The organism is Paucibacter hankyongi (genome assembly GCF_037482915.1).
GTDB lineage: Bacteria > Pseudomonadota > Gammaproteobacteria > Burkholderiales > Burkholderiaceae_C > Paucibacter_A > Paucibacter_A hankyongi.
Window position 1 is genome coordinate 44522 of record NZ_JBBHJX010000007.1, and the last position, 21695, is coordinate 66216.

The 21695-nt window shown below is 63.9% G+C and carries 21 protein-coding genes; 9 read left to right on the top strand and 12 right to left on the bottom strand.

Annotated features, from left to right (window positions below):
* Positions 1-3: 3 nt before the first annotated feature.
* From WG899_RS12165 to WG899_RS12185, 5 genes are all read right to left on the bottom strand, one after another.
* A complete protein-coding gene (locus WG899_RS12165) occupies positions 4-2157 on the bottom strand; it encodes a 3-hydroxyacyl-CoA dehydrogenase NAD-binding domain-containing protein (protein ID WP_339595922.1) in 2154 nt (717 codons plus the stop codon).
* 2 nt (positions 2158-2159) lie between these two features.
* Entirely contained in the window at positions 2160-3368 is a 1209-nt protein-coding gene (locus WG899_RS12170) for an acetyl-CoA C-acetyltransferase (RefSeq protein ID WP_339595923.1), read from the bottom strand.
* Between the two features lie 251 nt (positions 3369-3619).
* A complete protein-coding gene (locus tag WG899_RS12175; RefSeq protein ID WP_339595924.1) occupies positions 3620-4801 on the bottom strand; it encodes an acyl-CoA dehydrogenase family protein in 1182 nt (393 codons plus the stop codon).
* Between the two features lie 5 nt (positions 4802-4806).
* Positions 4807-5289: a MerR family transcriptional regulator gene (locus WG899_RS12180; RefSeq protein ID WP_339595925.1), complete on the bottom strand. Its 483-nt coding sequence runs from the start codon at positions 5287-5289 to the stop codon at positions 4807-4809.
* Between the two features lie 16 nt (positions 5290-5305).
* Positions 5306-5602, bottom strand: a complete 297-nt coding sequence (locus WG899_RS12185) for an SCP2 sterol-binding domain-containing protein (protein ID WP_339595926.1) — start codon at positions 5600-5602, stop codon at positions 5306-5308.
* A gap of 187 nt (positions 5603-5789) precedes the next feature.
* Here WG899_RS12185 and WG899_RS12190 point away from each other — a divergent pair, with 187 nt between their 5' ends.
* The 8 genes from WG899_RS12190 (at position 5790) to WG899_RS12225 (ending at position 15141) form a co-directional block, all read left to right on the top strand.
* Positions 5790-6692, top strand: a complete 903-nt coding sequence (locus WG899_RS12190; RefSeq protein ID WP_339595927.1) for an SDR family oxidoreductase — start codon at positions 5790-5792, stop codon at positions 6690-6692.
* A complete protein-coding gene (locus tag WG899_RS12195; RefSeq protein ID WP_339595928.1) occupies positions 6689-8299 on the top strand; it encodes an acyl-CoA carboxylase subunit beta in 1611 nt (536 codons plus the stop codon). The genes WG899_RS12190 and WG899_RS12195 overlap by 4 nt, the downstream gene beginning before the upstream one ends.
* Positions 8300-8340: 41 nt before the next feature.
* Complete coding sequence (locus WG899_RS12200) at positions 8341-9495, top strand: acyl-CoA dehydrogenase family protein (protein ID WP_339595929.1); 1155 nt, start codon at positions 8341-8343, stop codon at positions 9493-9495.
* A 17-nt stretch (positions 9496-9512) separates the two neighbouring features.
* Positions 9513-10319 carry an enoyl-CoA hydratase/isomerase family protein gene (locus tag WG899_RS12205; RefSeq protein WP_339595930.1) on the top strand — a complete coding sequence of 269 codons (807 nt, stop codon included), beginning with the start codon at positions 9513-9515 and terminating at the stop codon, positions 10317-10319.
* Positions 10316-12334 carry an acetyl/propionyl/methylcrotonyl-CoA carboxylase subunit alpha gene (locus WG899_RS12210; RefSeq protein WP_339595931.1) on the top strand — a complete coding sequence of 673 codons (2019 nt, stop codon included), beginning with the start codon at positions 10316-10318 and terminating at the stop codon, positions 12332-12334. Before WG899_RS12205 ends, WG899_RS12210 begins: the two co-directional genes overlap by 4 nt.
* 5 nt (positions 12335-12339) lie before the next feature.
* Positions 12340-13233, top strand: a complete 894-nt coding sequence (locus WG899_RS12215; protein WP_339596077.1) for a beta-keto acid cleavage family enzyme — start codon at positions 12340-12342, stop codon at positions 13231-13233.
* A gap of 247 nt (positions 13234-13480) precedes the next feature.
* Positions 13481-14638: a hypothetical protein gene (locus WG899_RS12220; RefSeq protein ID WP_339595932.1), complete on the top strand. Its 1158-nt coding sequence runs from the start codon at positions 13481-13483 to the stop codon at positions 14636-14638.
* Positions 14639-14700: 62 nt separating this feature from the next.
* Positions 14701-15141: a type 2 periplasmic-binding domain-containing protein gene (locus WG899_RS12225; protein ID WP_339595933.1), complete on the top strand. Its 441-nt coding sequence runs from the start codon at positions 14701-14703 to the stop codon at positions 15139-15141.
* Positions 15142-15178: 37 nt separating this feature from the next.
* Here WG899_RS12225 and ylqF read toward each other — a convergent pair whose 3' ends face one another.
* Entirely contained in the window at positions 15179-16168 is a 990-nt protein-coding gene (gene ylqF, locus WG899_RS12230; RefSeq protein ID WP_339595934.1) for a ribosome biogenesis GTPase YlqF, read from the bottom strand.
* A gap of 217 nt (positions 16169-16385) precedes the next feature.
* Here ylqF and WG899_RS12235 point away from each other — a divergent pair, with 217 nt between their 5' ends.
* Positions 16386-16805: a cold shock domain-containing protein gene (locus tag WG899_RS12235; protein WP_339595935.1), complete on the top strand. Its 420-nt coding sequence runs from the start codon at positions 16386-16388 to the stop codon at positions 16803-16805.
* A gap of 40 nt (positions 16806-16845) precedes the next feature.
* Here WG899_RS12235 and WG899_RS12240 read toward each other — a convergent pair whose 3' ends face one another.
* The 6 genes from WG899_RS12240 to WG899_RS12265 all read right to left on the bottom strand — a co-directional run bounded on the left by WG899_RS12240 (position 16846) and on the right by WG899_RS12265 (position 21625).
* Positions 16846-17367, bottom strand: coding sequence for a hypothetical protein (locus WG899_RS12240; RefSeq protein ID WP_339595936.1), 522 nt, complete (start codon positions 17365-17367; stop codon positions 16846-16848).
* Between the two features lie 113 nt (positions 17368-17480).
* A complete protein-coding gene (locus tag WG899_RS12245) occupies positions 17481-17849 on the bottom strand; it encodes a copper-binding protein (protein ID WP_339595937.1) in 369 nt (122 codons plus the stop codon).
* A gap of 21 nt (positions 17850-17870) precedes the next feature.
* A complete protein-coding gene (locus tag WG899_RS12250; RefSeq protein ID WP_339595938.1) occupies positions 17871-18392 on the bottom strand; it encodes a cupredoxin domain-containing protein in 522 nt (173 codons plus the stop codon).
* Between the two features lies 1 nt (position 18393).
* Positions 18394-19794, bottom strand: coding sequence for a multicopper oxidase family protein (locus WG899_RS12255; RefSeq protein WP_339595939.1), 1401 nt, complete (start codon positions 19792-19794; stop codon positions 18394-18396).
* Between the two features lie 11 nt (positions 19795-19805).
* Entirely contained in the window at positions 19806-21245 is a 1440-nt protein-coding gene (locus tag WG899_RS12260; protein ID WP_339595940.1) for a TolC family protein, read from the bottom strand.
* Positions 21242-21625, bottom strand: a complete 384-nt coding sequence (locus WG899_RS12265; RefSeq protein ID WP_339595941.1) for a hypothetical protein — start codon at positions 21623-21625, stop codon at positions 21242-21244. Before WG899_RS12265 ends, WG899_RS12260 begins: the two co-directional genes overlap by 4 nt.
* Between the last annotated feature and the right edge of the window lie 70 nt (positions 21626-21695).

A 21695-nucleotide genomic window follows, 5' to 3' on the forward strand; every position in this document is an offset into this window, starting at 1 on the left:
GGATCAGTGCGCGCCTGGCCCGCCTTCTTCAAAACGTTCGCCCTTGGCGGCCATCTCCACCAAGCGCTGGGCCGGGGCAAAGCGCTCGCCATACTGCGCCGCCAGCGCTTGAGCACGCGCCACAAAGGCAGACAGGCCATAGGCGTTGATGAACTGCAGTGCGCCGCCTTGGAAGGGCGCAAAGCCCCAGCCGAAGATGCTGCCGATATTGGCATCGGCCACCGAGCGCAACACGCCTTCTTGCAAGCAGCGCGCCGCTTCATTGGCCTGGGCAATCATCAGGCGGTCGATCAGCTCGGCCTGGCTCGGTTGTTCGGCTTTCAACGGGTACAGCTCGGCCAGACCCGGCCACAAACTCTTCTCGCCCTGGGAGTAGTCATAAAAACCTTGGCCGGCCTTCTTGCCGATGCGGCCCAGCGCGCAGAGTCGGCGCAAGACCGGCTCGCCGGGATGTTCGACATAACTGATCTCTTCGGCGGCCAGATCCTTGCGCGTTTGCTCAGCCACATGCAGGCCTAGGCTCAGCGAGACCTCGTCTTGCAAGGCTAGCGGCGGCATGGGCATGCCGGCTTGCAAGCCCGCCATCTCGATTGAGCGCGGATGCACGCCTTCGGCCAGCAAGGCCAGGCCCTCCATCACATAGGTGGCGAAGACCCGGCTGGTGTAGAAGCCGCGCGAGTCGTTCACCACGATGGGCGTTTTGCCGATTTGCAGCACATAGTCAAAACCACGGGCCAGGGTCTCGTCCGAAGTCTCCTTGCCGACGATGATTTCCACCAGCGGCATCTTGTCCACCGGCGAGAAGAAATGCAGGCCGATGAACTGCGCCGGCCGCTGCGAGGCCTGGGCCAAGCCGGTGATGGGCAGGGTGGAGGTGTTGGAGGCGAACACTGCGTCCGGGCCGATCACGGCCTCCGCTTGCCGCGTCACATCAGCCTTGACGGCCCGGTCTTCGAAAACCGCCTCGATGATCAGATCGCAGCCGGCCAGCTCTGCATAGCTTGTGGTCGGGGTGATCTTGGCGAGCAGGGCTTCGCGCTTCTCGGGCGTGCTGCGGCCTTTTTTGACCGCCTTGTCCAGCAGGTCTTGAGAGTACTGTTTGCCCTTGTCGGCGGCAGCTTGGGTGCTGTCCAAAAGCACCACATCGATGCCCGCCTTTGCCGATACATACGCAATGCCCGCGCCCATCATGCCGGCGCCCAGAATGCCCAGTTTGCTGACCTTGCTGCGTGGCAGGCCAGCGGGCCGCGAAGCGCCTTTCTTCAGCGCATTCAGCTGGTACCAAAGCGTGCCGATCATGTTCTTCGATTCGGGGCTGATGGCGCAGGCAGCGAAGTAGCGCGCTTCGATTTCCAGCGCGCGGTCAAAGTCGGTCAAGCCGCCTTCGAAGACGCTGGACATGATGTGCGTCAGCGCCGGGTAGTTGCCATAGCTCTTGGCCGAGGCCATCGAGGGCGCAATCGCCAGCAGTTGCGCCACGGCGGGCGAGCGCGAGTCGCCGCCGGGGTAGCGGAACTTGGGCGCATCCCAGGGCTGCTTGGGCGACTTGTTGGCGCTGATCCAGGCGCGCGCTTGCGTCAGCGCGTCCTCGGCGTTAGCGGCCAAGGCGTTCACCAAGCCGCTGGACAAAGCCTGAGCGGCGCGCACCTCGGTGCCTTCGCCCATCCATTGCAATGCTTGTTGCATGCCTACCAGGCGCGGCATGCGCTGGGTGCCGCCGCCGCCCGGCAGCAGGCCCAGCTTGACCTCGGGCAGGCCCAGCTTGGCGCGGCCGTCGTCGATGACGATGCGCCAGTGGCAGCCCATCGCGATCTCCAACCCGCCGCCCAGGCACATGCCGTTGATGATGGCCACCACCGGCTTGCCGCAGCGCTCAAAGCGGCGGATGAAGTGCTTCAGCGCCATCGAGGCGTCAAAGGCTTCTTGGGCGGTGCTCAGCGCGCGCAGGCGGTCTATGTCGGCGCCGGCGAGAAAGTCTTTTTTGCCCGAGCGCAGGATCAAGCCGGTGACGCTGGCGTCTTGCTCCAGCAGATCGGTCAGGCCGGCCAGCGGCGCAGACAAGGCCTCGTTCAGCACATTCATCGAATGGCCGGGCAGGTCCATGGTGGCGATGACGATGCCGTCCTCGCCGCGTTCAATGTTCAAAGCGTTGCTCACGATCAGACCCTTTCGATGATGGTGGCAATGCCCATGCCGCCGCCCACGCAGAGCGTGGCGCAGCCGGTGCTCAAGTTGCGGCGCTCCAGCTCATCGAGCAGGGTGCCCAGAATGACGCAGCCGGTGGCCCCGAGCGGGTGACCCATGGCGATAGCGCCACCGTTCACATTGACCCGGTCCAAACTCACGCCCAGGTCACGGGCCGTCTTCATCGGCACCACCGCAAAGGCTTCGTTGATTTCCCAGAGGTCGATGTCGCTAGCTTGCATGCCTGCTTGCTTCAGTGCTTTGTGGCAAGCCGGCGTGGGGCCGGTGAGCATGATGGTGGGCTCGGAGCCGATCACCGCCGCTGCGCGGATGCGGGCACGGGGTTTGAGTCCCGCCGCGTCGCCACCGGCCTTGTTGCCGACCAGCATCAGCGCGGCGCCGTCGACGATGCCGGAGGAGTTGCCGGCATGATGAATATGCGGGATGCGTTCCAGCGTGGTGTACTTGCGCAGCGCCGTAGCGTCAAAGCCCATTTGGCCCATCATGGCGAAGCTGGGGTCGAGCTTGGCCAAGGTGTCCAAGCTGGTGCCGGGGCGTATGGTTTCGTCCTGGGCCAGCAGCAAAAGGCCGGCAATGTCATGCACCGGCACGAGCGACTTGCTGAAGTAACCTTGCGACCGAGCGGCATTTGCGCGGCGATGGGATTCCACCGCAAAGCCGTCCACATCGCTGCGGCTGAAGCCTTCCAGCGCAGCAATCAGGTCCGCGCTGATGCCTTGCGGAATAAAGCCCAGCGCTTGATTGATGCGCGGGTCCATGAACCAGGCGCCGCCGTCGCTGCCCATGGGCCAGCGGCTCATGGACTCCACACCGCCGGCTACCACCAAGCGCTCAAAACCGCTGGCGACCTTGGCTGCGGCGAGGTTGATCGATTCCAGCCCCGAGGCACAAAAGCGCGACTGCGTCACCCCGGCCACGCTCTCGGCCCAGCCGGCATCCAGCACCGCAGTGCGGGCAATATCCGCCCCTTGTTCACCCACTGGCGTCACGCAGCCCAGCACCACATCGTCCACCAGGGCGGTGTCCAGTGGTTGACGCTGCGCCAGGGCCTGTAAGAGCGTGCGCAGCAGCCAGACGGGGCTGGCCTGATGCAGGCCGCCGTCTTTTTTGCCCTTGCCGCGTGGGGTGCGGACGTGGTCGTAGATGTAGGAATCGAAGTTCATGGGCCGAGTCTCCTGTTTTCTTATCGTGTGTTGGCCGTGGTGTCTTGCGCAAGCTTGGGTTTCAAGTCTGGCGGATCAAGGCGACCGGGCACTCTGCTCCGTCCATGTCCCCCGCCGGCTTCGCCGGCTCCTCCTTTACTTCCCTCCGCAGAGTACCCGGCCGCCCGTCTGGCCCGCATCCTGCTTGTTCGTTTCGATGTGGGGGCGCTCAATGTCGGATTCCGCACTGGGAACGCGCGGAGAGGTGCGGCTCACATAAACCGCGACGCCAACTCCTTCATGATCTCATTGGTGCCGCCATAGATTCGGGCGACACGGGCGTCGGCGTAAAGCTCAGCGATGGGGTACTCCATCATGTAGCCATAGCCGCCAAAGAGTTGCAGGCATTCGTCCATCACCTTGCAGGCGAGGTCGGTGGTCCAGGCCTTGGCGAGGGCGGCGCGGGCGGCGTCGAGCTCGCCTTTCAGATGGGCTTCCATGCAGGCGTCCACAAAGGCGCGGGCGGCCAAGACTTGCGACTGCACCTCGGCCAGCTTGAAGCGGGTGTTCTGGAAGTTCCAAATCGTCTTGCCAAAGGCCTTGCGTTCCTGGGTGTAGGCCAATGTCTCGGTGAGTGCCCGCTCCATCGAGCCGACCGCGGTGACGGCAATGATCAGCCGCTCCTGCGGCAGCTCTTGCATCAGCTGGAAGAAGCCTTGGCCTTCTTCGCCATTGGCGCCGCCCAGCAGATTCGCGACAGGCACCCGCACCTCGTCGAAAAAGAGCTCCGAGGTGTCTTGCGCCTTCATGCCGATCTTGTCCAGATTGCGGCCACGGCGGAAGCCGTCTACCAAAGTGCCGTCGGCCTTCTCGACTTCCACCACCAGCAGCGAAATGCCCTTGGCTGCTTGCGTCTTGTCGGTCTTGCAGACGACGATGATCAGATTGGCGTTCTGGCCATTGGTGATGAAGACTTTTTGCCCGCTCAGCACATAGTGGTCGCCATCGCGGCGGGCGTGGGTGGCCACGTTTTGCAGGTCAGAGCCGGTGCCCGGCTCGGTCATGGCAATGGCGCCGACCAGCTCGCCGCTGGCCATCTTGGGCAGCCAGCGCTGCTTTTGTTCTTCGTTGCCGTAATGCAGGATGTACGGCCCCACGATGGCCGAGTGCAGGCCGCCGCCGAAGCCGCTCAAGTTCGCCTTGGCCTGCTCCAGCAAGATGATGGCGTCATGACCAAAGTCGCCGCCACCGCCGCCGTACTGCTCGGGCATGGAGGCGCAGAGCAGACCGTTGGCGCCGGCTTGCAGCCAGGTGTCGCGGCCCATCATGCCGGCCTCGCGCCACTCGGCTGCACGCGGCACCCATTCCTGCTTGAAGAAACGGGCGACCGAGTCTTGCAGCATGCGGTGCTCTTCGCTGATCCAGCTGGAAGGAAAAAGAGGCAGGGCAGACATGGTGTTTACTTCTCCTGGGCGGCCAGTTGCTGGCGCACCGATGTGTTGATCAGGCGCAGCTCGGCGAGGGTGGCCTCGATATGGGCGCGCTTTTGTTCCAACTCGGCAATCGCCTGATCGGTGCGCTCCAGCGTGAATTGCAATTGCTTGGCCCGGCCCTCGCCGTGGGTGCCGTACAGGTCCAAGAACTGCTTGATCTCCGCCAGCGAAGAGCCCAAGGCCTTGGCACGCAAGATCAATTTCAGCCGAGTGCGGTCGCGCTGGGTGTAGACCCGCGCGCCATTGACGCGGCGTGGCTGCAACAGGCCCTTGTCCTCATAAAAGCGGATGGCGCGGGCCGATAGATCAAACTCGGCGCACAACTCGGTGATGCCGAACAGCTCATCCACCTGGGCGCTGGCTGCGCTGTGATTCAGAACTTCGCGCGCGGCGGCGGCGCGTGCCGCCGAGCCCGCGCTGCTGGCCGTGGCGGTGGATTTGCGGTCCATGCTTGGGTTCATCCGTTCAGACCACGCGTTGCAGCTTCATGGCCACGCTCATGTCACCGGAGACCTTGAACTTGCCCATCATGAAGCCGTTCATCGGATTCAACTCACCGCTCAAGAGCGAGGCCAGGTTCTCCAGCGTGATGGCCACGGTGCAGTCGGCTTCGCGGTCTTCGTTGCTGACGCTATTTGGCACCGACTTGCCATCGATCACTGCCACGCCATCGGCGCCGCAGTCGAACTTGAGGATGGCATTGAGGCCGCTGTCGTCGCCGACTTTGGCGCGCAGGGCGGAGGTGGCGGCTTGCATGTCCATGGGGCTCTCCAAAAAAGTATTGAGGAAGGGGAAAAAAACAACGATGGATCGCATGCTACGCAGATTGACTGCCGTTTGCTTCATGGTAATCACCGATAGGCAATGGGGGTGACGTTAAGGGAAGCTATCGATCTATTAGGTCATGGCCGAGATAGGTCTAGGCCCCAATGCGCAGGAGCTTCCACGTATGAGTGATGTTGCCGCCGATCCGATGAAGCAGCCTTCATCGCACTATCGTTCCGTTTTTCGCCCTGGGCTGTTTGCGGGTCAACTGATCTGGGTGACCGGCGGCGGCTCCGGCATTGGCCGCTGCGTGGCGCATGAGTTGGCCGCTCTTGGCGCCAAGGTCTTGATCTCGGGCCGCAGCGAAGAAAAGCTCAAGGCCGTGGCCGCCGAGATCACTGCCGACGGCGGGCTGTGCGCCTGGCGTGCTTTTGACATCCGCGATGACGAAGCGGTCAAGACCCAGGTGGCTGGCGTGATCGCCGAGCATGGCCCGATTCATGGTCTGGTCAATAACGCCGGAGGGCAGTTCCCGGCGCCGCTGATGATGATCAGCAAGCGCGGCTTTGAGGCGGTGGTGGCCAACAATTTGACCGGTGGCTTCTTGATGATGCGCGAGGTCTTCACCCAAAGCATGCAGGGGCAGGGGCGCGGCGCCATCGTCAATATGACGGCTGACTTCCGCAACGGCATGCCGGGCATGGCGCACAGCGGCGCGGCCCGCGCCGGCATGAGCAATCTGACCATGAGCGCCAGCTTCGAATGGGCCCATGCCGGGGTGCGGGTGAATGCGGTCGCACCGGGTTGGGTGGCGTCCAGCGGCATGGACAGTTATGGCGACGCCATCAAGCCCATGATTCGCAAGCTCAAAGATCATGTGCCGCTGCGCCGCTTGGCCAGCGAGGCTGAGATCAGCTCGGCCATCGTCTTCTTGCTCTCGCCCGCAGCCGGCTTCATCACCGGCGTAACGCTGCAAATCGACGGCGGCGCTTCGCTGGGCAATCCGATGTTCCCCTCCATCGATCACGGGGGCACGCCGGCTTTTGACGGCTTTCATCGCGCGGCCGTGCCCGAGGTGCTGAAATGAGCGCCATCCAAAGCCGCCTCAACCCGCGCTCGGCCGCCTTTGCCGCCAATGCGCAGCGCATGAGCGAGCGCCTAGCCGAGATTCGCGCGCTAGAGGCCAAGGTGGTGGCCGAGTCCGAAAGCAAGCGCGCCAAGTTCGAGGCCCGGGGTCAGCTCTTGCCACGTGAACGGGTGGCGCGTCTCTTGGACCGTGACTCCGGCTTTCTGGAACTGTCGCCCTTGGCCGGTTTGGGCATGCATGATGACGATGGCAAGAAAGCGGTGCTGGGCGGCGGCTCCATCGTCGGCATCGGCGTGGTGGCCGGCAAGCGGGTGATGATCTCCGCCAGCGACAGCGCCATCAAAGGCGGCACCGTGGCGCCCATGGGCTTGAAGAAAGCGCTGCGGGCCCAGGAGATTGCGCGCGAGAACAAGCTGCCTCTGATCTATCTGGTGGAGAGTGGTGGCGCCAATCTGATGTACCAGAGCGAGATGTTTGTGGAAGGCGGCCGCAGCTTTGCCAACCAGGCGCGGCTCTCGGCCATGGGTCTGCCGCAGATTGCCGTGGTGCATGGCTCCAGCACGGCGGGTGGCGCCTATCTGCCGGGTCTGTCGGACTATGTGGTGTTGGTGAAAGACCGCTCCAGCATCTATCTAGCCGGGCCGCCCCTGGTCAAGGCCGCCATTGGCGAGGATGCCAGCGACGAAGAGTTGGGTGGCGCCGACACCCATGCGCGCATCACCGGCCTGGGCGAATACCTGAGCGAGAACGATGCGCACGCGATCGCGCTGACCCGCGAGTTGCTGGGGCAGCTGAATTGGGATGAGGTGAAGGCTGCGCCTCCCGCACTCCCTCCCTTGTATCCCTGCGAAGAGTTGATGGGCGTGGTGCCGCAAGATGAGCGCGAGCCCTATGACGTGCGCGAGGTGATCGCCCGCGTGGTCGATGGCTCGGACTTTTTGGAGTTCAAGGCCGAGTACGCCGTCGAGACGGTCTGCGGCCATGCGCGCATCGAAGGCCAGCGCGTCGGCCTGATCGGCAATAACGGGCCGATTCAGCCGCAGGGCTCGACCAAGGCGGCGCAGTTCATCCAGCTTTGCGATCAGAGCGGCACGCCCTTGGTCTTTCTGCAGAACACCACCGGCTATATGGTGGGCAAGGCCGCTGAGCGTGGCGGCGCCATCAAGCATGGGTCCAAGATGATTCAGGCGGTGGCCAATGCGCGGGTGCCCAAGTTCACCATCGTGCTGGGCGGCTCTTTCGGGGCCGGCAACTACGGCATGTGTGGGCGCGGCTTCGACCCGCGCTTCATCTTCTCTTGGCCCACGGCCCGCACCGCGGTGATGGGGGGTGCGCAGGCCGCCAAGGTGATGGACATCATCAACCGGGCCAAGCTGGAGCGCATGGGGGCCGAGGTCAATGACGAAGCCTTGTCCGCCATGAGCGAGCAACTGCGCGCCCGCATCGACCGCGAGGCCAGCGTGCTTTTCGGCACCGCCCGCCTCTGGGACGACGGCGTGATCGACCCGCGCGATACCCGTCGCACGCTGGCCCTGGCCCTGAGCCTGGCGCGCGAGGCCGATCAACGCCATCTGCATGGCAATAGCTTTGGCGTGGCGCGGCTTTAGGCCCGAGCGCGGATCACTAAAACAAGCACGGAGACAAAACCATGAACCTGAGCCCAGAACACCGCGCCCTCTACGACACGGTGGCCAAGTTTGTCGAGAAAGAGCTGAATCCCCATGTGCCCGAATGGGAGAAAGCCGAGCAATTCCCCGCGCACGAGGTCTTCAAGAAGCTGGGCGACTTGGGCCTCTTGGGTCTGAAGTACCCGGAAGAGTTTGGTGGCGCCGGCCTGGACTTCAGTTACTCGATGGTGATGGCCGAGGCCTTAGGCACCTGCTACTGCGCCGGTGTGCCCATGGGCATTGGCGTGCACACCGATATGTGCACCCCGGCGCTGGCGCGCTTCGGCAGCGATGAGTTGCGTCGCGAGTTCCTAACACCCTCTATTGCCGGTGACTTGGTCGGTTGCATCGGCGTCAGCGAAGTGGGCGGCGGCTCGGATGTGGCGGCAGTCAAGACCACGGCGCGCAGCGAAGGCGGCGACTATGTGATCAACGGCGGCAAGATGTGGATTACCAATGGCATGCAAGCCGACTGGTGCTGCCTCTTGGCCAATACCAGCGAAGGCCCGGTGCACAAGAACAAGAGCTTGATCGTGGTGCCCATGGATGCCGTCGGCATCAGCCGTCAGAAGATCCACAAGATCGGCATGGATGCGTCCGACACAGCGCAGCTCTTCTTCGACAACGTCCGCGTGCCCAAGCGCAATCTGATCGGCCAAGAGGGCCTGGGCTTTATGTTCCAGATGATGCAGTTTCAGGAGGAGCGCCTCTGGGGTGCGGCCTCCTCACTGAAGAATCTGGACCGCCTGATCGACCTGACGATTGAGTACACCCGCGAGCGCAAGGCTTTTGGCAAAAGCATCTTGGACAACCAAGTGGTGCACTTCCGCCTGGCCGAGTTGCGCACCGAGGTGGAGGCGCTGCGGGCGCTGACCTATGCGGCGGTGGAACAGTATGTGGCGGGCAAGGACGTGATGAAGCTGGCCTCTATGGCCAAGCTCAAATGTGGCCGGCTGATCCGCGAGGTGGCGGACAGCTGCTTGCAGTACTGGGGCGGCATGGGCTTCACCTGGGACAACCCCATCAGCCAGGCCTTCCGCGATGGGCGGCTGGTGTCCATCGGCGGCGGGGCAGACGAAGTGATGCTGGGCATCATCTGCAAGCTCGAAGGCACGCTGCCCAAGGGCAGCCACTGAAGGTAAAGGGCATCGTCATGCTGCAGCACTACAAAACGCTGGATCTGCGCCGCGAAGCCGGTGGCGTCTTACACCTCACTTTGAATCGGCCTGAGTTGCGCAATGCGCTCTCGCTGGAAATGGTGGCCGAGTTGCGCGTCGCGCTGGCCGATGCCGAAGGAGACGGTGAGACACGAGTCTTGGTCTTGCGCGGCGCTGGTGGGCATTTTTGTGCCGGCGCCGACTTGAAGGACATGGCGCAGGCGCGCATGCGCATGGCCGACGAGGGCGCTGGCGTGTTGCAGCAGATAAACGCGGCCTTTGGCCATCTGTGCGGCGCTTTTGCGCGCAGCCCTTTGGCCGTGGTGGCGGTGCTGGAGGGCTCGGTGATGGGCGGCGGCTTTGGCCTGGCCTGCGTGGCCGATTTGGTCTTGGCCTGTGAGACGGTCAGCTTTCGTTTGCCGGAAACCTCATTAGGCTTGGTGCCGGCGCAGATCGCGCCCTTCTTGGTTGAGCGCCTGGGCTATTCGCAAGCGCGTCGCTTGGCGGTTTGTGGAGGTCGGCTTGATGCCGCCCAAGCCTTGCAGCTGGGGCTGGTGCATGAGCTGCACGCCGGCGCCCAATTGGAAGCCGCGCTGACGCGCCATCTCGGCGGCATGCTGCAGTGCGCGCCCCAGGCGGTGGCAGCGACCAAACGCTTGATGGCGCGCGCCTGTCATCACGAAGCTGCCTCGCTGGTGGAAGAGGCGGCTGAGGCCTTTGCCCACGCGGCGGCGGGACCGGAAGGTCAAGAGGGCGTGATGGCTTTTGTTGAGCAGCGCAAACCACGATGGGCACCGCAATGAGTTTTTCAAAGATCTTGATCGCCAATCGAGGCGAGATTGCTTGCCGCATCATGCGCACGGCGCGGCGACTCGGCTATCGATGTGTTGCGGTCTATAGCGACGCCGATCGCGGCGCGCCCCACGTGTTGCAGGCCGATGAGGCCGTGCACATCGGCGCCTCGCCGGCGGCGCAGTCTTATTTAAATATCGAGGCAATTCTGGCTGCGGCGCGCGCGACCGGCGCTGATGCTATCCACCCCGGCTATGGTTTTTTGTCCGAGCGGGCCGACTTTGCTCAGGCCTGCGTGGATGCCGGCCTGGTCTTCATCGGCCCGCCTGCGGCCAGCATCCTGGCCATGGGCAATAAGGCCGGGGCCAAACGCCGCATGTTGGCAGCGGGTGTGCCCTGCGCGCCCGGCTATTTGGGCGAGCAGCAAGACGAGGCCTGCTTGCAACGCGAGGCCGAGGCCTTGGGCTTCCCCTTGCTGGTCAAGGCGGTGGCTGGCGGCGGTGGCCGTGGCATGCGCTTGGCCTTGCAGGCCAGCGAGCTGGCGCAGGCCATTGCCGGCGCGCGCCGCGAGGCCGAGACCGCATTTGGTGATGGCACCCTGATGCTGGAGCGCCTGATTCAGGGCGGGCGCCATATCGAGGTGCAGATTTTTGCCGATCACCAAGGCAATGCCGTGCACCTGGGTGAGCGCGACTGCACGGCGCAGCGGCGCCGCCAGAAGGTGATTGAAGAAGCGCCTTCGCCCATCGTCAGCCCGGCCATGCGCGAAGCGATGGGCCGCGACGCGGTGGCCGCCGCCCTGGCCGTGGGCTATGTGGGTGCGGGCACGGTGGAGTTCATCGTTGACGCTGAGTTGAAGCACTACTTCTTGGAGATGAACACCCGGCTTCAGGTGGAGCATCCGGTCACCGAGGCGATCACCGGTTTGGACTTGGTCGAGTGGCAGTTGCGCGTTGCGGCGGGCGAGGCCTTGCCGCTGGCCCAGTCGGAGATTCAGTTCGAGGGCCACGCCATCGAAGCGCGTTTGTATGCCGAGGACCCTTACAGCGGCTTCGCGCCGCAGACCGGTCGCATTGCCGCCTGGCGGCCCGAAGGCGCGGCTCCCGGGGTGCGCATCGACGCCGGCATTTGCGAGGGCGGCGAGATTTCGCCCTTTTATGACGCCATGGTGGCCAAGCTGATCGTGCATGGGCGTGATCGTGTGGACGCAAGGCGGCGCCTGGCCGCCGCGCTGGAAGACCTGCCGCTGCTGGGGGTGAAGAACAACGGCCGCTTCTTGCGCGACCTGCTGCGGCACCCGGACTTTGCCGAGGCCCGCATGCACACCGGCTTGATCGACGAATGGGCCCTCAAGGCCGAGACGATCTTGCAGGCGCCCCAGCCCGATGCGCGCGACTGGTGGCTGGCCGCCGGGCTGACGGCCGTGGCGTCCTTGGAGGGCAAGGGCCAGGTGCAGATCCGGCCCCTGAGCGTGCAAGGCTTCGATCTGAGTTTGCAATGCGGGCAGGCCCGTCAAGTGTTTCGGGTCGCCTGCTCGGGCCTCAAGGTGGCATTGAGCCGGGGCACGGAGACGCATCACTTTGAGCTGCTGAGCCAGCCGGGGGCGAAGGACGAGTCGGTCTGGACGCGGGTGCGCCTGGACGGCATCGAGCGTCGCCTGATCTGCCGCCGCCTTGACGACGCCGAAAGCCAGGGTGGCTTCGCTCTGCACTTGGTCAGCGATGCGGCTTGCTTTGTGTTCAGTGAGCCCTCGGCCTATCCCGCGCAGGGCGGGCGTTCCCAAGACGATCCCATGCGCGCATGTGCGCCGGTGGCCGGCTTGGTGGCACAGGTCTTGGTGCGCGTCGGTGACGAGGTCAGCGAAGGGCAGGCCTTGATGAGCGTGGAGGCGATGAAGATGGAGATGTGGCTGAGCGCCGGCGCCGCCGGGCGAGTCAAGGCCATTCATGCCGCGCCTAAAGACGCGGTCGCCGCCGGCGCGCTGTTGATCGAACTTGCAAGCAAAGAACAGGACGCTGAGGCATGAGCACGATGAAAGAAGCTTCACACGACAAGGCCATCCTCAGCTGCGCGCTGACTGGTGTGTTGACCAATCCCAAGCAACACCCGGTGCCGGTGACTCCGGCTCAAATGGCGGCCGAGGCTCGTGACGCTTTCAATGCCGGGGCCTCGGTGATGCATGTGCATCTGCGCATGCAGGAGGAGGGCTTGGGGCATCTGCCCAGCTGGGACCCTGAGGTGGCGGAACAGGTCATCGCCGCCATCCGCGCAGCCTGTCCTGGCGTCATCATCAATCTGACCACCGGGGTCATCGGTGCGGACATCTCAGGGCCCGCCGCCTGCATTCGGCGCGTCAAGCCCGAGGTTGCCGCTTGCAATGCGGGAAGCCTCAACTACCTGAAGCTCAAGGACGATGGGCGCTGGGCCTGGCCGCCCATGGTTTTTGATAACCCGGTGTCCAAGATCCAGGCTTTTTTGGATGTGATGAGCGAATGCGGGGTGCACCCCGAGTTCGAGTGCTTCGATGTCGGCATCGTGCGGGCGGTGGGCATGTTTGTGAAGTCCGGCATGTTCAAACCCGAGATGGGGCGGCCTGAATACAACCTGGTCATGGGCGTGGCCTCGGGCATGCCGGTGGATGGCGACTTGCTGAAGCTCTTGCCGCGCTATCTGGTGGACGAGGCCATTTGGCAAACCACCCTCATCGGCCGGCAGGAAATTTGGCCGGTGCATCAGCTCACCGCGGAACTCGGGGGCATGTTGCGCACGGGGCTGGAGGACACGTTTTATCTCCCCGATGGTGAGCGAGCCCGCGGCAATGGGGTCTTGATCGAGGCCTTGGCTGCTTGCGCAGAGCGGGCGGGTCGTGGCGTCGCCAGCCCTTCGGAAGCGCGTCAACTCTTGGGTCTGCCAACTGAGGACTAGTTAACGAAGCGCCAGCCTGCAGGCAAGCCTTGTGGTTTTTGTTCCAAAGCGTGAGTGAAAACCCAGCCGTTCCGCCCTGATTTGGCTATCGTTGCAGCAAAGCTTGGCTTCGGGAGGGGTCAAGTGGGTGCCGCAACAAGGGCAGAGGGCCAGCGCCGAGATCACGCGCAGCCGGCTCTTCTTCAAGCCCTGGGTACAGAGATGTTTGGTGAAGCAGTTTTTCCCTCTACTCTGACTGGAGCTTGGCATGGTGCATCGTCGACAGGCGTTCTTGGGTTCAGGTTCAGCGGCGCGTAGCCGAGGTGTCCTGGCTGTGTTGAGTCTGGGTTTGGGCCTGCCACTGGGAGCCCAGGCCCAAGAGCTCAGCACTTCGGGCTTTGCGTCTTTGGTCCTGGGTCGAACCTCGGGCTCTTGTGTCAGCAGTGGCCTCGCGCCCGCACACAGCAATAACTGCACCCGCTTCATCGCTGATTGGGGCCACGCCGGTGTGTATGGGGATGACCTCACGGCCTCACCTGAGTCGCGCGCCGGCGTGCAGGCCACCGTCAAGTTCAATCCGCAGTGGAGCGCGACCACTCAGCTCACCACCCGCGCCGTCAAAGATCAGGCCTTGAACCTGGAGTGGCTCTATCTGGCGTATCAGATCGCGCCAGAATGGACGCTGCAAGTTGGGCGCAAGCGCTTGCCGCTGTACTACTACTCTGACTTTCAAGATGTGGGCTATGCCTACAACACCATCAGACCCAGCCCGGATGTGTACGGCTGGGACGTGGTCAATTACAACGGCGCCAGCCTGAGCTATTCGACTGAAGTCGGTGCCTGGTCCCTGCGCACCGAGGCGCTGTTTGGCAGCGAGAACAGCAAGAAGAACCCCTATGCCCGGCTCTACAACGAAGCTCCTAAGGATGTGGAATGGGGCGATATCGGCGGCCTCAGTTTTGAGTTCTCGAAAGACTGGTTCAGCGGGCGTTTGAGTTATGTGCGCAGCACCGTCAAGCAGGTGGACCGCGACAGCGGCGTGGTGGAAGTTGAATCGAACGGCCCCAAACAGGACTTCTTGGGTCTGGCCTTGAATGCCGACATAGACAACTGGATCGTGCGCAGCGAATTCGGCCAGGCCAAGCGCCAGTCGCTGAACTACAAAGCCAAGTACTACCTGCTGACCGTGGGCTATCGCATGGGCGCCTTCACTCTGACGGGCGGCACCAGCGCCTATCTGGAAAGCAGCTATGACATGGACGCCTACTCCCCGGTCAAGCTGCGCAGCCAGCTCTTGGCTTTGCGCTACGAGGTGCACAAGGGCGGCGCCTTGAAGCTGCAGTTTGACCGCGTTCGCGACAGCGGTGCTGTTCCTGGCGCGGGCAATGCGCAACTCATCAGCGCGTCCTACGATGTGGTGTTCTAAGCCCTGACATCGACGGACACCGAATGAATCCGGCAATTGCAATCCTTGATCAGGACACAGCCATGAAAAACTCTTCTTTGTATTCCAAGTTTCGCGTCCTCGTCGCCCTGCTGCTGTGTGGGCTCAGCAGCCTGGCTGCGGCTCAGACGGCGGTGATCGTGAACCCCAAGAGCCCGCTGAGCGCACTGAGCGCGGAGCAGGCTGCGGCCTTGTTCCTGGGCAAGTCCAGCACCTTGCCCAGCGGTGGTACGGCGGCACTGGCCGATCTGCCTGACTCCAGCAGCGTGCGCGAGCAGTTCTACAGCAAGGCGGCGGGCAAGACCGGCGCGCAGGTGAAGGCGGCTTGGTCGCGTTTGACCTTCTCCGGCAAGGCCACCCCGCCCAAAGAGCTACCCAGCGCGGCCGATGTTAAGAAATATGTGGCGTCCAATGTCGACGCCATCGGCTATATCGAAAAGTCGGCCGTCGATGCCAGCGTCAAGGTGGTCTTGGTGGTCGAGTGATGGGGCATCTGTAGTCGACAGCCATTCGGCCGTCGATTCAGTCTTCGCTGGCCTCGTCCTCAGCTTCCGCTTCCGGGGCTGAGCCCGAACTGGCCTCGCGCACGCCGCTGCCCTTGCGCCGCGCCTTGCGTGCATCGGCCTTGGCCTTGCGCGCCGCTTCCGCTGCCTCGGCCTTGGCGGCCCATTGCTTGAACTCTTCAGGTGTTTCGAGCGTGATGCGGCCCAAGATGCACTGGCGGAATTCGTAGATCAGCACTTCCGCGGCTTTTTGCAAATTGACGCGGCCGCCGCTGAGCATGGCGCCGCGCTTGCGACCGATGGCCATCAGCAGTTCCTCATCATTCAAACCGCTGATGTCGCCGAGCTTGTAGCGCTCGATCAACTGCGCTGGATAGTGCACTCGCAGATAGTCCAGCAACTCCAGCGCGACTTCATCTTCCTCGAAAGCATTGCGGCCAATGGCGCCGCTGGCCGCCAGGTTGTAGCCACTCTCCTCAATGGCAATGCGGGGCCACAACATGCCGGGCGTGTCGAAGAGATAGAAGTCCTCGGCCAGCACGATCTTCTGCTCGATCTTGGTGATGCCGGGTTCGTCGCCGGTCTTGGCTGCGCGTTTGGACGCCAGGGTGTTGATCAGTGTTGACTTGCCGACGTTGGGGATGCCGCAGATCAGCACCCGCACCGGCTTGACCATGCCGCCGCGCAGCGGTGCCAACTCGCGGCAGGCCTTGATCAGCGCTTGCGCTGGGGCCTTGATGCTGGCGTCCAGCGCAATCGCGCGGGTGTCGGGCAGGGCGTTGTAATGCGCCATCCACAGCGCGGTGCGCTCCGGGTCGGCCAGGTCTTGCTTGTTCAAGAGCTTGAGCGTGGGCTTGCCCTCGGTCAGCTGGGCCAGCAGCGGGTTGGCGCTGGAGCCGGGGATGCGGGCGTCCAGCATCTCGATGACGACGTCAAGCCCGGCCTTCATCCGCTCATTGATCGCGTTCCGGGTCGAATTCATATGCCCGGGGAACCAGTTGATGGCCATGCTTCTTGCTCTTTCTTTTTTGCTGCGCTGACAGCGCTATTGTCGCGGGTCCCGATGCTGGCTGCGGCATGCACAGTTCTTACTAACTGTTGCAGCAGCTTTTTGCCGTTCGGGCACGATGAAGACCATAAGAAATCAGGGGGCGGCGCTTGTGGCCGTGCCCGCCCTGGCTGGGCGGGAGCTGGCTCCGGGCCATTGTTCGAGAGGGGTATTCATCATGAGGTTCGAAGGCACATTGACTCAGTGGCAGGTGGACCGCGGCTTCGGCGCGATCACGCCGCTGCATGGCGGGCAGGCGCTGTTTGTTCACATTTCGGCATTCCCGGCCAATAGCGCTCAGCCGATGCAAAACGAGTTGCTGAGCTTTGAAGTTGTGTCAGGAAGCAACGGGCAGAAACAAGCGGCCCGGGTTCAACGCCCGAAATCGACCCCAAGCTTTGCAGAGGCCTCGCCCGCGCGCGCTCAACAGCGCCGCGCGCCCTTGAAGCCCAAGCGGCCGGCCATGGCCTATCTGGCGCTGGCCTTGGTGCTGGGCGTGGGGGTAGTGGCCTGGCTGGACTACGCCAAGGCCGAAGGCAGCCATGTGGCGAAATTGGTGGGCAGCAAACCGCAGGCCGGTGCTACGGTGTTGCGTTGAAGCAGTGCTACGCCAACACTGGGGTATTTTTCGCTTCGGCTCAGTCGGTGTGTTTGCCCCAGGGCAGGGCGGAGGCCTTGCGGTCCGCGCCTTTGCGGGTCCGCAGCACGGCGTCAAAGGCTTGATTGGCGCCGTTGGTGACGCAGGTCAGCAGGCCCACCAGATCCTCTTGGCTGAAGGCTTCGGCATCGCGGCGAAACTGTTTGACGGCCATGGCCAGCATCTCGCGTGACACGCCGGGGTGCGTGACGGCCACGGCCTGCACGGCACTGAACAAATCGGGGTAGCGACCACACAAGGCCTTGATGCGGCGCAGTGATTGCGCCGGCGAACTGCGCGCCGCCGGGCCGATCCAGGCCAGTTCTTCGTCGGCTGCCTTCAGCCCCAGCTCAAGGCAGCGAATACGTGTCATCAAGTACTCGCAGTCCTTTGCTTCCAGCGCTTGCTGCTCGGCTTCGGCGTCGCTCTCGGCCTCGAAATAGCGCTCATGGACCATCTTGGCGAGCGCCGCCTCAAGGTCTTGCAAGGTCTGGTCTGCTTTGACGCTGTGGCTGTCGGCCATGCGGGCACCCCTCAGTCTTGTGACAGCTCGGTCACTTGAAATCGGCCAAAGTGAAGGGAACTTGAGCTTTTTTGCGCAGGCGGCTCCCGCCGCCCGGACCTCGCTTGCTCGCCTCAGGGGCGTTTGAGCGCCGTCAGCACGGTCTTGCCCTGCACCATCTCGGCGCGGAACAGCAGCTTGTCGCCCGGTTTGACTTGCTTGATCAAGTCCTCGCCGCTGGCCCCCGCCTTGATGCCAAACACCATGGTCATGCCGGGCATGTCCAGGTTCTTGATTTCGCCATGCTTGAGGGTCAGTTTGTTACCGGCGATATCGACGCGCCGAACTTCGGCCTCGGTCCAGTCTTGTTGGGCCGCGGCTGCTGCCATATTGGCTGCGCTGGCCGGTTTGGCGGCGCTGTCTTGGCTGTACGCCAGTTGGGGCAGGCAGGCCATGCTTGCTGCGGCGGCCAGGGTGATCAGGATTTTTTGTTGGGTGTTCATGGTGTCTTCAGGTCAAAAGGATTAGTTGCTGCCGCTTGCGGCCTTGGCTTGAACGGTGATGCGGCCGCGCATGCCGGCCTGGTAGTGGCCATTGATCAGGCAAGCGAAATCAAAGCTGCCGGCGCGGTTGAACTTCCAGATGATGCTGCCGCTTTTGCCGGCCGGCACATGCGCCATATGGGCTTCTTCATGAGCCATATCGGGGAACTTGGCCATCAAGGCCGCGTGTTGGTCCAGGTCCGCCGGGGTTCCTATGACCAGTTCATGCAAGACCTGGCCCTTGTTGTGCAGGCGCAATCGCACCGTCTCGCCTTCGCGCACATCGATCCGATCCGGCTTGAAGCGCATGTCATCGCTCATGGTGATGTCGATGCTGCGACTCACTTCAGCGGCCCGGCCGGCGATGCCGAAGACTTGCTGCTCGGCCGGCGTTGCGTGCGGAGGCTTGTCATGAGCGGCATCGCCGTGCGCCAGCGCAGCGCCACTGAAGCAGGTGCTCAACAGCGCTAGGCTCAGGGCCTTGAAAGAAGCTGGGTTCGTCATGTCAGTGGCTCCCATGCTGATGTGCGCCCGGCTTGCGTACTGTCACTTCGGCGCCTGCCGTTTTGGCGCTGGCGTCAGCGGGGGCTTGCGGTTGTGGCGCTGCAGGCAAGGCGCCCTCGTAAAGGCGGGCCACGCTGCCCTTCGGCACTCGCTCGGCCCACCAACCGGGGTCGCTGTAGTCACCCGGTTTTTGATCGCGCCGCACCTTCAAGACGCTGAACATGCCGCCCATCTCCAGCCCGCCATAGGGCCCGGTGCCTGTCATCATCGGCGCGGTGTTGTCGGGCAAGGGCATTTCCATCTCGGCCATATCGGCCATGCCGCGCTCGCCCATCACCATGTAGTCGGGAATCAACCGGGTGATCTTGGCGGCCAGGCCGCGGTGATCCACGCCGATCAAGTTCGGCACGTTGTGCCCCATGGCATTCATGGTGTGATGGCTCTTGTGGCAGTGCAGCGCCCAGTCGCCTTCCTCGTCGGCGATGAACTCGATCTGCCGCATTTGCCCGACCGCCACATCGGTGGTCACCTCGGGCCAGCGGGCGCTCTTGGGCACAGGGCCGCCGTCGGTGCCGGTGACTTCAAACTCATGGCCATGCAGATGGATAGGGTGGTTGGTCATGGTCAGATTGCCGACCCGCAGTCGTACCCGGTCGCCATGGCGCACGTTCAGCGAATCGATGCCGGGGAAGATGCGGCTGTTCCAGGTCCAGAGGTTGAAGTCCGTCATCGTCATCGGCTTGGGCGTGTAACTGCCGGGCTCGACGTCATAGCTGGCCAGCAGGAAGCAGAAGTCGCGCTGCACCTCGGCAATCTGCGGGTGATTGCGTTGCTTGGGGTGGGTGATCCACATACCCATCATGCCCATGGCCATCTGCGTCATCTCGTCCGCATGCGGGTGGTACATAAAGGTGCCGGGGCGACGCGCGGTGAACTCGTAGACGAAGGTTTGGCCCGGTTTGATGGCCGGCTGCGTCAGGCCCGAGACGCCGTCCATGCCGTTCGGCAAGCGCTGGCCATGCCAATGCACGCTGGTGTGTTCGGGCAGGCGGTTGCTGACATAGATGCGCACCCGGTCGCCTTCCACCACCTCGATGGTGGGGCCGGGCGACTGGCCGTTATAGCCCCACAGATGCGCGCTGAAGCCGGGGGTCATTTCGCGCACCACCGGCTCGGCCACCAGGTGGAACTCCTTGACGCCGGCGTTCATGCGCCAGGGCAGGGTCCAGCCATTGAGGGTGACGACCGGGTTGTAGGGGCGGCCGTTTGGCGGCACGAGCGGCGGCGCGGTGTCGGCGCTGCCATGCTGCACCGCTTCGGGAATGGCGCTCAAGGCGACGCGTGACACGCTGGCCGCGGCCACCGCGCTGGCGCCTAAGAAAAGATTGCGACGGGAAACCATGGTGCTTTCTTTCAATGGCCGCCGCTGGCTTCAGCGGCGGTGGACATGGGGGCGGCGCTGCTGGCTGCGGCGGTCAAAGGGCCCAGCAAGGCCTGATTCAGGTCGGCTTCGGCGACAAAGAAGTCACGCTGCGCGGCAATGGCGGCGGCCACGGCGCTGATCTGTGCCCTGGCATCGGCCAGCAACTCAAAGGTGCCGATGAACATGCCGTTGTAGAGCAGCAGGTTTTCATCCGAGATGCGTTTGCGCAGCGGTACCACCTCGTCGCGGTAATGGCGCGCAATGTCGAAGGCCGAGCGGTACTGCGCATAGGCCTCGCGGGCTTCGGAGCGGGCGGTGATGGCCACATGCGCGGTGCGTTCCAGTGCCTGCATATAGCGCGCCTCCGCATGCGCGACACGGGCCTCGCCCCAGTCGAACAGCGGCAACTCCAGGCTCAGCTCGAAGCCGGTCTGGGTGGGGTCATGGTTGCTGCGGTTGCTGACCCAGCCGAGCTCCAGCACATTGATGAAGCGGGTGCTGCGGCTCAGGCCCATCTGCGCGGCGCTGGCCTCGGCCGCTTTCTTGGCCTCTTGCACATCCAAGCGTTGTTGGATGGCCAGGCGCTCCACCTCCGGACGATCGATCGCCTGGGCGGGCAGATCGGGCAGGCGCTCGGGCAGCGTCAGCCGCGCCAGCTGTGGGCCCCACAGGCCTAGAGCTCGAACCAAGGCTTCGCGACGCGCCAGCGTTTCAATCTCGGCATGCGCAAGACCCAGTGCGGCATCGGCATAAAAGCTCTGTTCGCGCGCCTGCTTCAGCTTGCTCAAATTGCCGACGGCGGCCATGCGTTGTGCCAGGTCGGCGCCGGCCTCGGCCGCTTCCATCACCTGTTGGCTGTACTGTTGAAGCTGCTGCGCGGCCAGGGCCATCCAATAGGCGCGGCGGGCATCGGCCGCGACCTTCAGCACCTGTTGCCCGAGCTCGCGCTGCAGCAGCTGTGCGTCCAGCTCGGCCACGCGGCCGCGTGTGCTGCTGGTCAGCAGACTCATCAGATTGAAGTGCAGACCGCGCTCGATCTCCAACTCATCGCCGCGCTTGAGTCGGCCCAGGCTGAAGCCCGGATTGGGCAGCCGGGTGGCCTGCACCAAGGCCGCATCGGCAATGCCCAGTTGGTGCAGCTGGGCTTGCAGACCGCGGTGGTTCAGCAAGGCGACTTGAACCGCGCGATCGACCGTCAGCGGCGTGGCGAGCAGTTCCGCCACGCGGGCATCCAGGGCTGCACGTTGCTCGGGCGTACGAGCCCATTGCAGATCCTGTTTGAGCAGGGTCTGGGTTTGAGCCTGGATAGGCTCGAAGCGGGCCTGCGGGTTCAGGCTGGCGCAGCCGGCCAGCAGCGTCAGGCTGAGCAGGGCGGCGCTGGCGATACGGCTGCGCTGGGCCGGGGCGGCGTCAAACGAGCGCGGCGTCATGGGGTCTCTCCGTGATGGGCATGCGAGTGGCCGCTCGGAGCCGAGGCTGGTTTTGCAGCGGCTGCTTCTTTGGCATAGGCCCGCCAGCCGCCCGCTTCGTGAACGCGTCGATTGGCGGCCGACCAGTCGCTCACCGGTGCATCGAGCTTTGAGGGTTTGTAGTGTTGCAGCGCTTTGGGCGCGCGGGCTGCTTCGATGGGCGCTGCGGGCTCGGCGGGGTTGGCTGTTGCGGGAGTTGTGGCCAGCTTGCTGCTGCCGGCCTGCGCCCAGGCCGCAGGGCCGAATATCAAGCTGCTGGACAGCAACAGGCCCAGCAGCGCCGATCGCGCAGCGTGAGGCGCGCAGGGGCGAGGCTGCAGAAATGCATTGCAGAAATTCATGGAATCCTCTTCATCGGAGGGGTCGGCGGCCCCATTGTCAGCAATGGGGTGCAGAGGCGTGACGCAGGCG

Excerpts from the sequence above, each read along its gene's own strand:
- WG899_RS12215 (WP_339596077.1), top strand. The coding sequence starts at position 12,340 with ATGAAAGAAGCTTCACACGACAAGGCCATCCTCAGCTGCGCGCTGACT.
- WG899_RS12175 (WP_339595924.1), bottom strand. The coding sequence starts at position 4,801 with ATGTCTGCCCTGCCTCTTTTTCCTTCCAGCTGGATCAGCGAAGAGCAC.
- WG899_RS12220 (WP_339595932.1), top strand. The coding sequence starts at position 13,481 with ATGGTGCATCGTCGACAGGCGTTCTTGGGTTCAGGTTCAGCGGCGCGT.
- WG899_RS12195 (WP_339595928.1), top strand. The coding sequence starts at position 6,689 with ATGAGCGCCATCCAAAGCCGCCTCAACCCGCGCTCGGCCGCCTTTGCC.
- WG899_RS12255 (WP_339595939.1), bottom strand. The coding sequence starts at position 19,794 with ATGGTTTCCCGTCGCAATCTTTTCTTAGGCGCCAGCGCGGTGGCCGCG.
- WG899_RS12240 (WP_339595936.1), bottom strand. The coding sequence starts at position 17,367 with ATGGCCGACAGCCACAGCGTCAAAGCAGACCAGACCTTGCAAGACCTT.
- WG899_RS12210 (WP_339595931.1), top strand. The coding sequence starts at position 10,316 with ATGAGTTTTTCAAAGATCTTGATCGCCAATCGAGGCGAGATTGCTTGC.
- WG899_RS12250 (WP_339595938.1), bottom strand. The coding sequence starts at position 18,392 with ATGACGAACCCAGCTTCTTTCAAGGCCCTGAGCCTAGCGCTGTTGAGC.
- WG899_RS12260 (WP_339595940.1), bottom strand. The coding sequence starts at position 21,245 with ATGACGCCGCGCTCGTTTGACGCCGCCCCGGCCCAGCGCAGCCGTATC.
- WG899_RS12225 (WP_339595933.1), top strand. The coding sequence starts at position 14,701 with ATGAAAAACTCTTCTTTGTATTCCAAGTTTCGCGTCCTCGTCGCCCTG.
- ylqF (WP_339595934.1), bottom strand. The coding sequence starts at position 16,168 with ATGGCCATCAACTGGTTCCCCGGGCATATGAATTCGACCCGGAACGCG.
- WG899_RS12170 (WP_339595923.1), bottom strand. The coding sequence starts at position 3,368 with ATGAACTTCGATTCCTACATCTACGACCACGTCCGCACCCCACGCGGC.
- WG899_RS12205 (WP_339595930.1), top strand. The coding sequence starts at position 9,513 with ATGCTGCAGCACTACAAAACGCTGGATCTGCGCCGCGAAGCCGGTGGC.
- WG899_RS12265 (WP_339595941.1), bottom strand. The coding sequence starts at position 21,625 with ATGAATTTCTGCAATGCATTTCTGCAGCCTCGCCCCTGCGCGCCTCAC.
- WG899_RS12245 (WP_339595937.1), bottom strand. The coding sequence starts at position 17,849 with ATGAACACCCAACAAAAAATCCTGATCACCCTGGCCGCCGCAGCAAGC.
- WG899_RS12190 (WP_339595927.1), top strand. The coding sequence starts at position 5,790 with ATGAGTGATGTTGCCGCCGATCCGATGAAGCAGCCTTCATCGCACTAT.
- WG899_RS12185 (WP_339595926.1), bottom strand. The coding sequence starts at position 5,602 with ATGGACATGCAAGCCGCCACCTCCGCCCTGCGCGCCAAAGTCGGCGAC.
- WG899_RS12200 (WP_339595929.1), top strand. The coding sequence starts at position 8,341 with ATGAACCTGAGCCCAGAACACCGCGCCCTCTACGACACGGTGGCCAAG.
- WG899_RS12235 (WP_339595935.1), top strand. The coding sequence starts at position 16,386 with ATGAGGTTCGAAGGCACATTGACTCAGTGGCAGGTGGACCGCGGCTTC.
- WG899_RS12180 (WP_339595925.1), bottom strand. The coding sequence starts at position 5,289 with ATGGACCGCAAATCCACCGCCACGGCCAGCAGCGCGGGCTCGGCGGCA.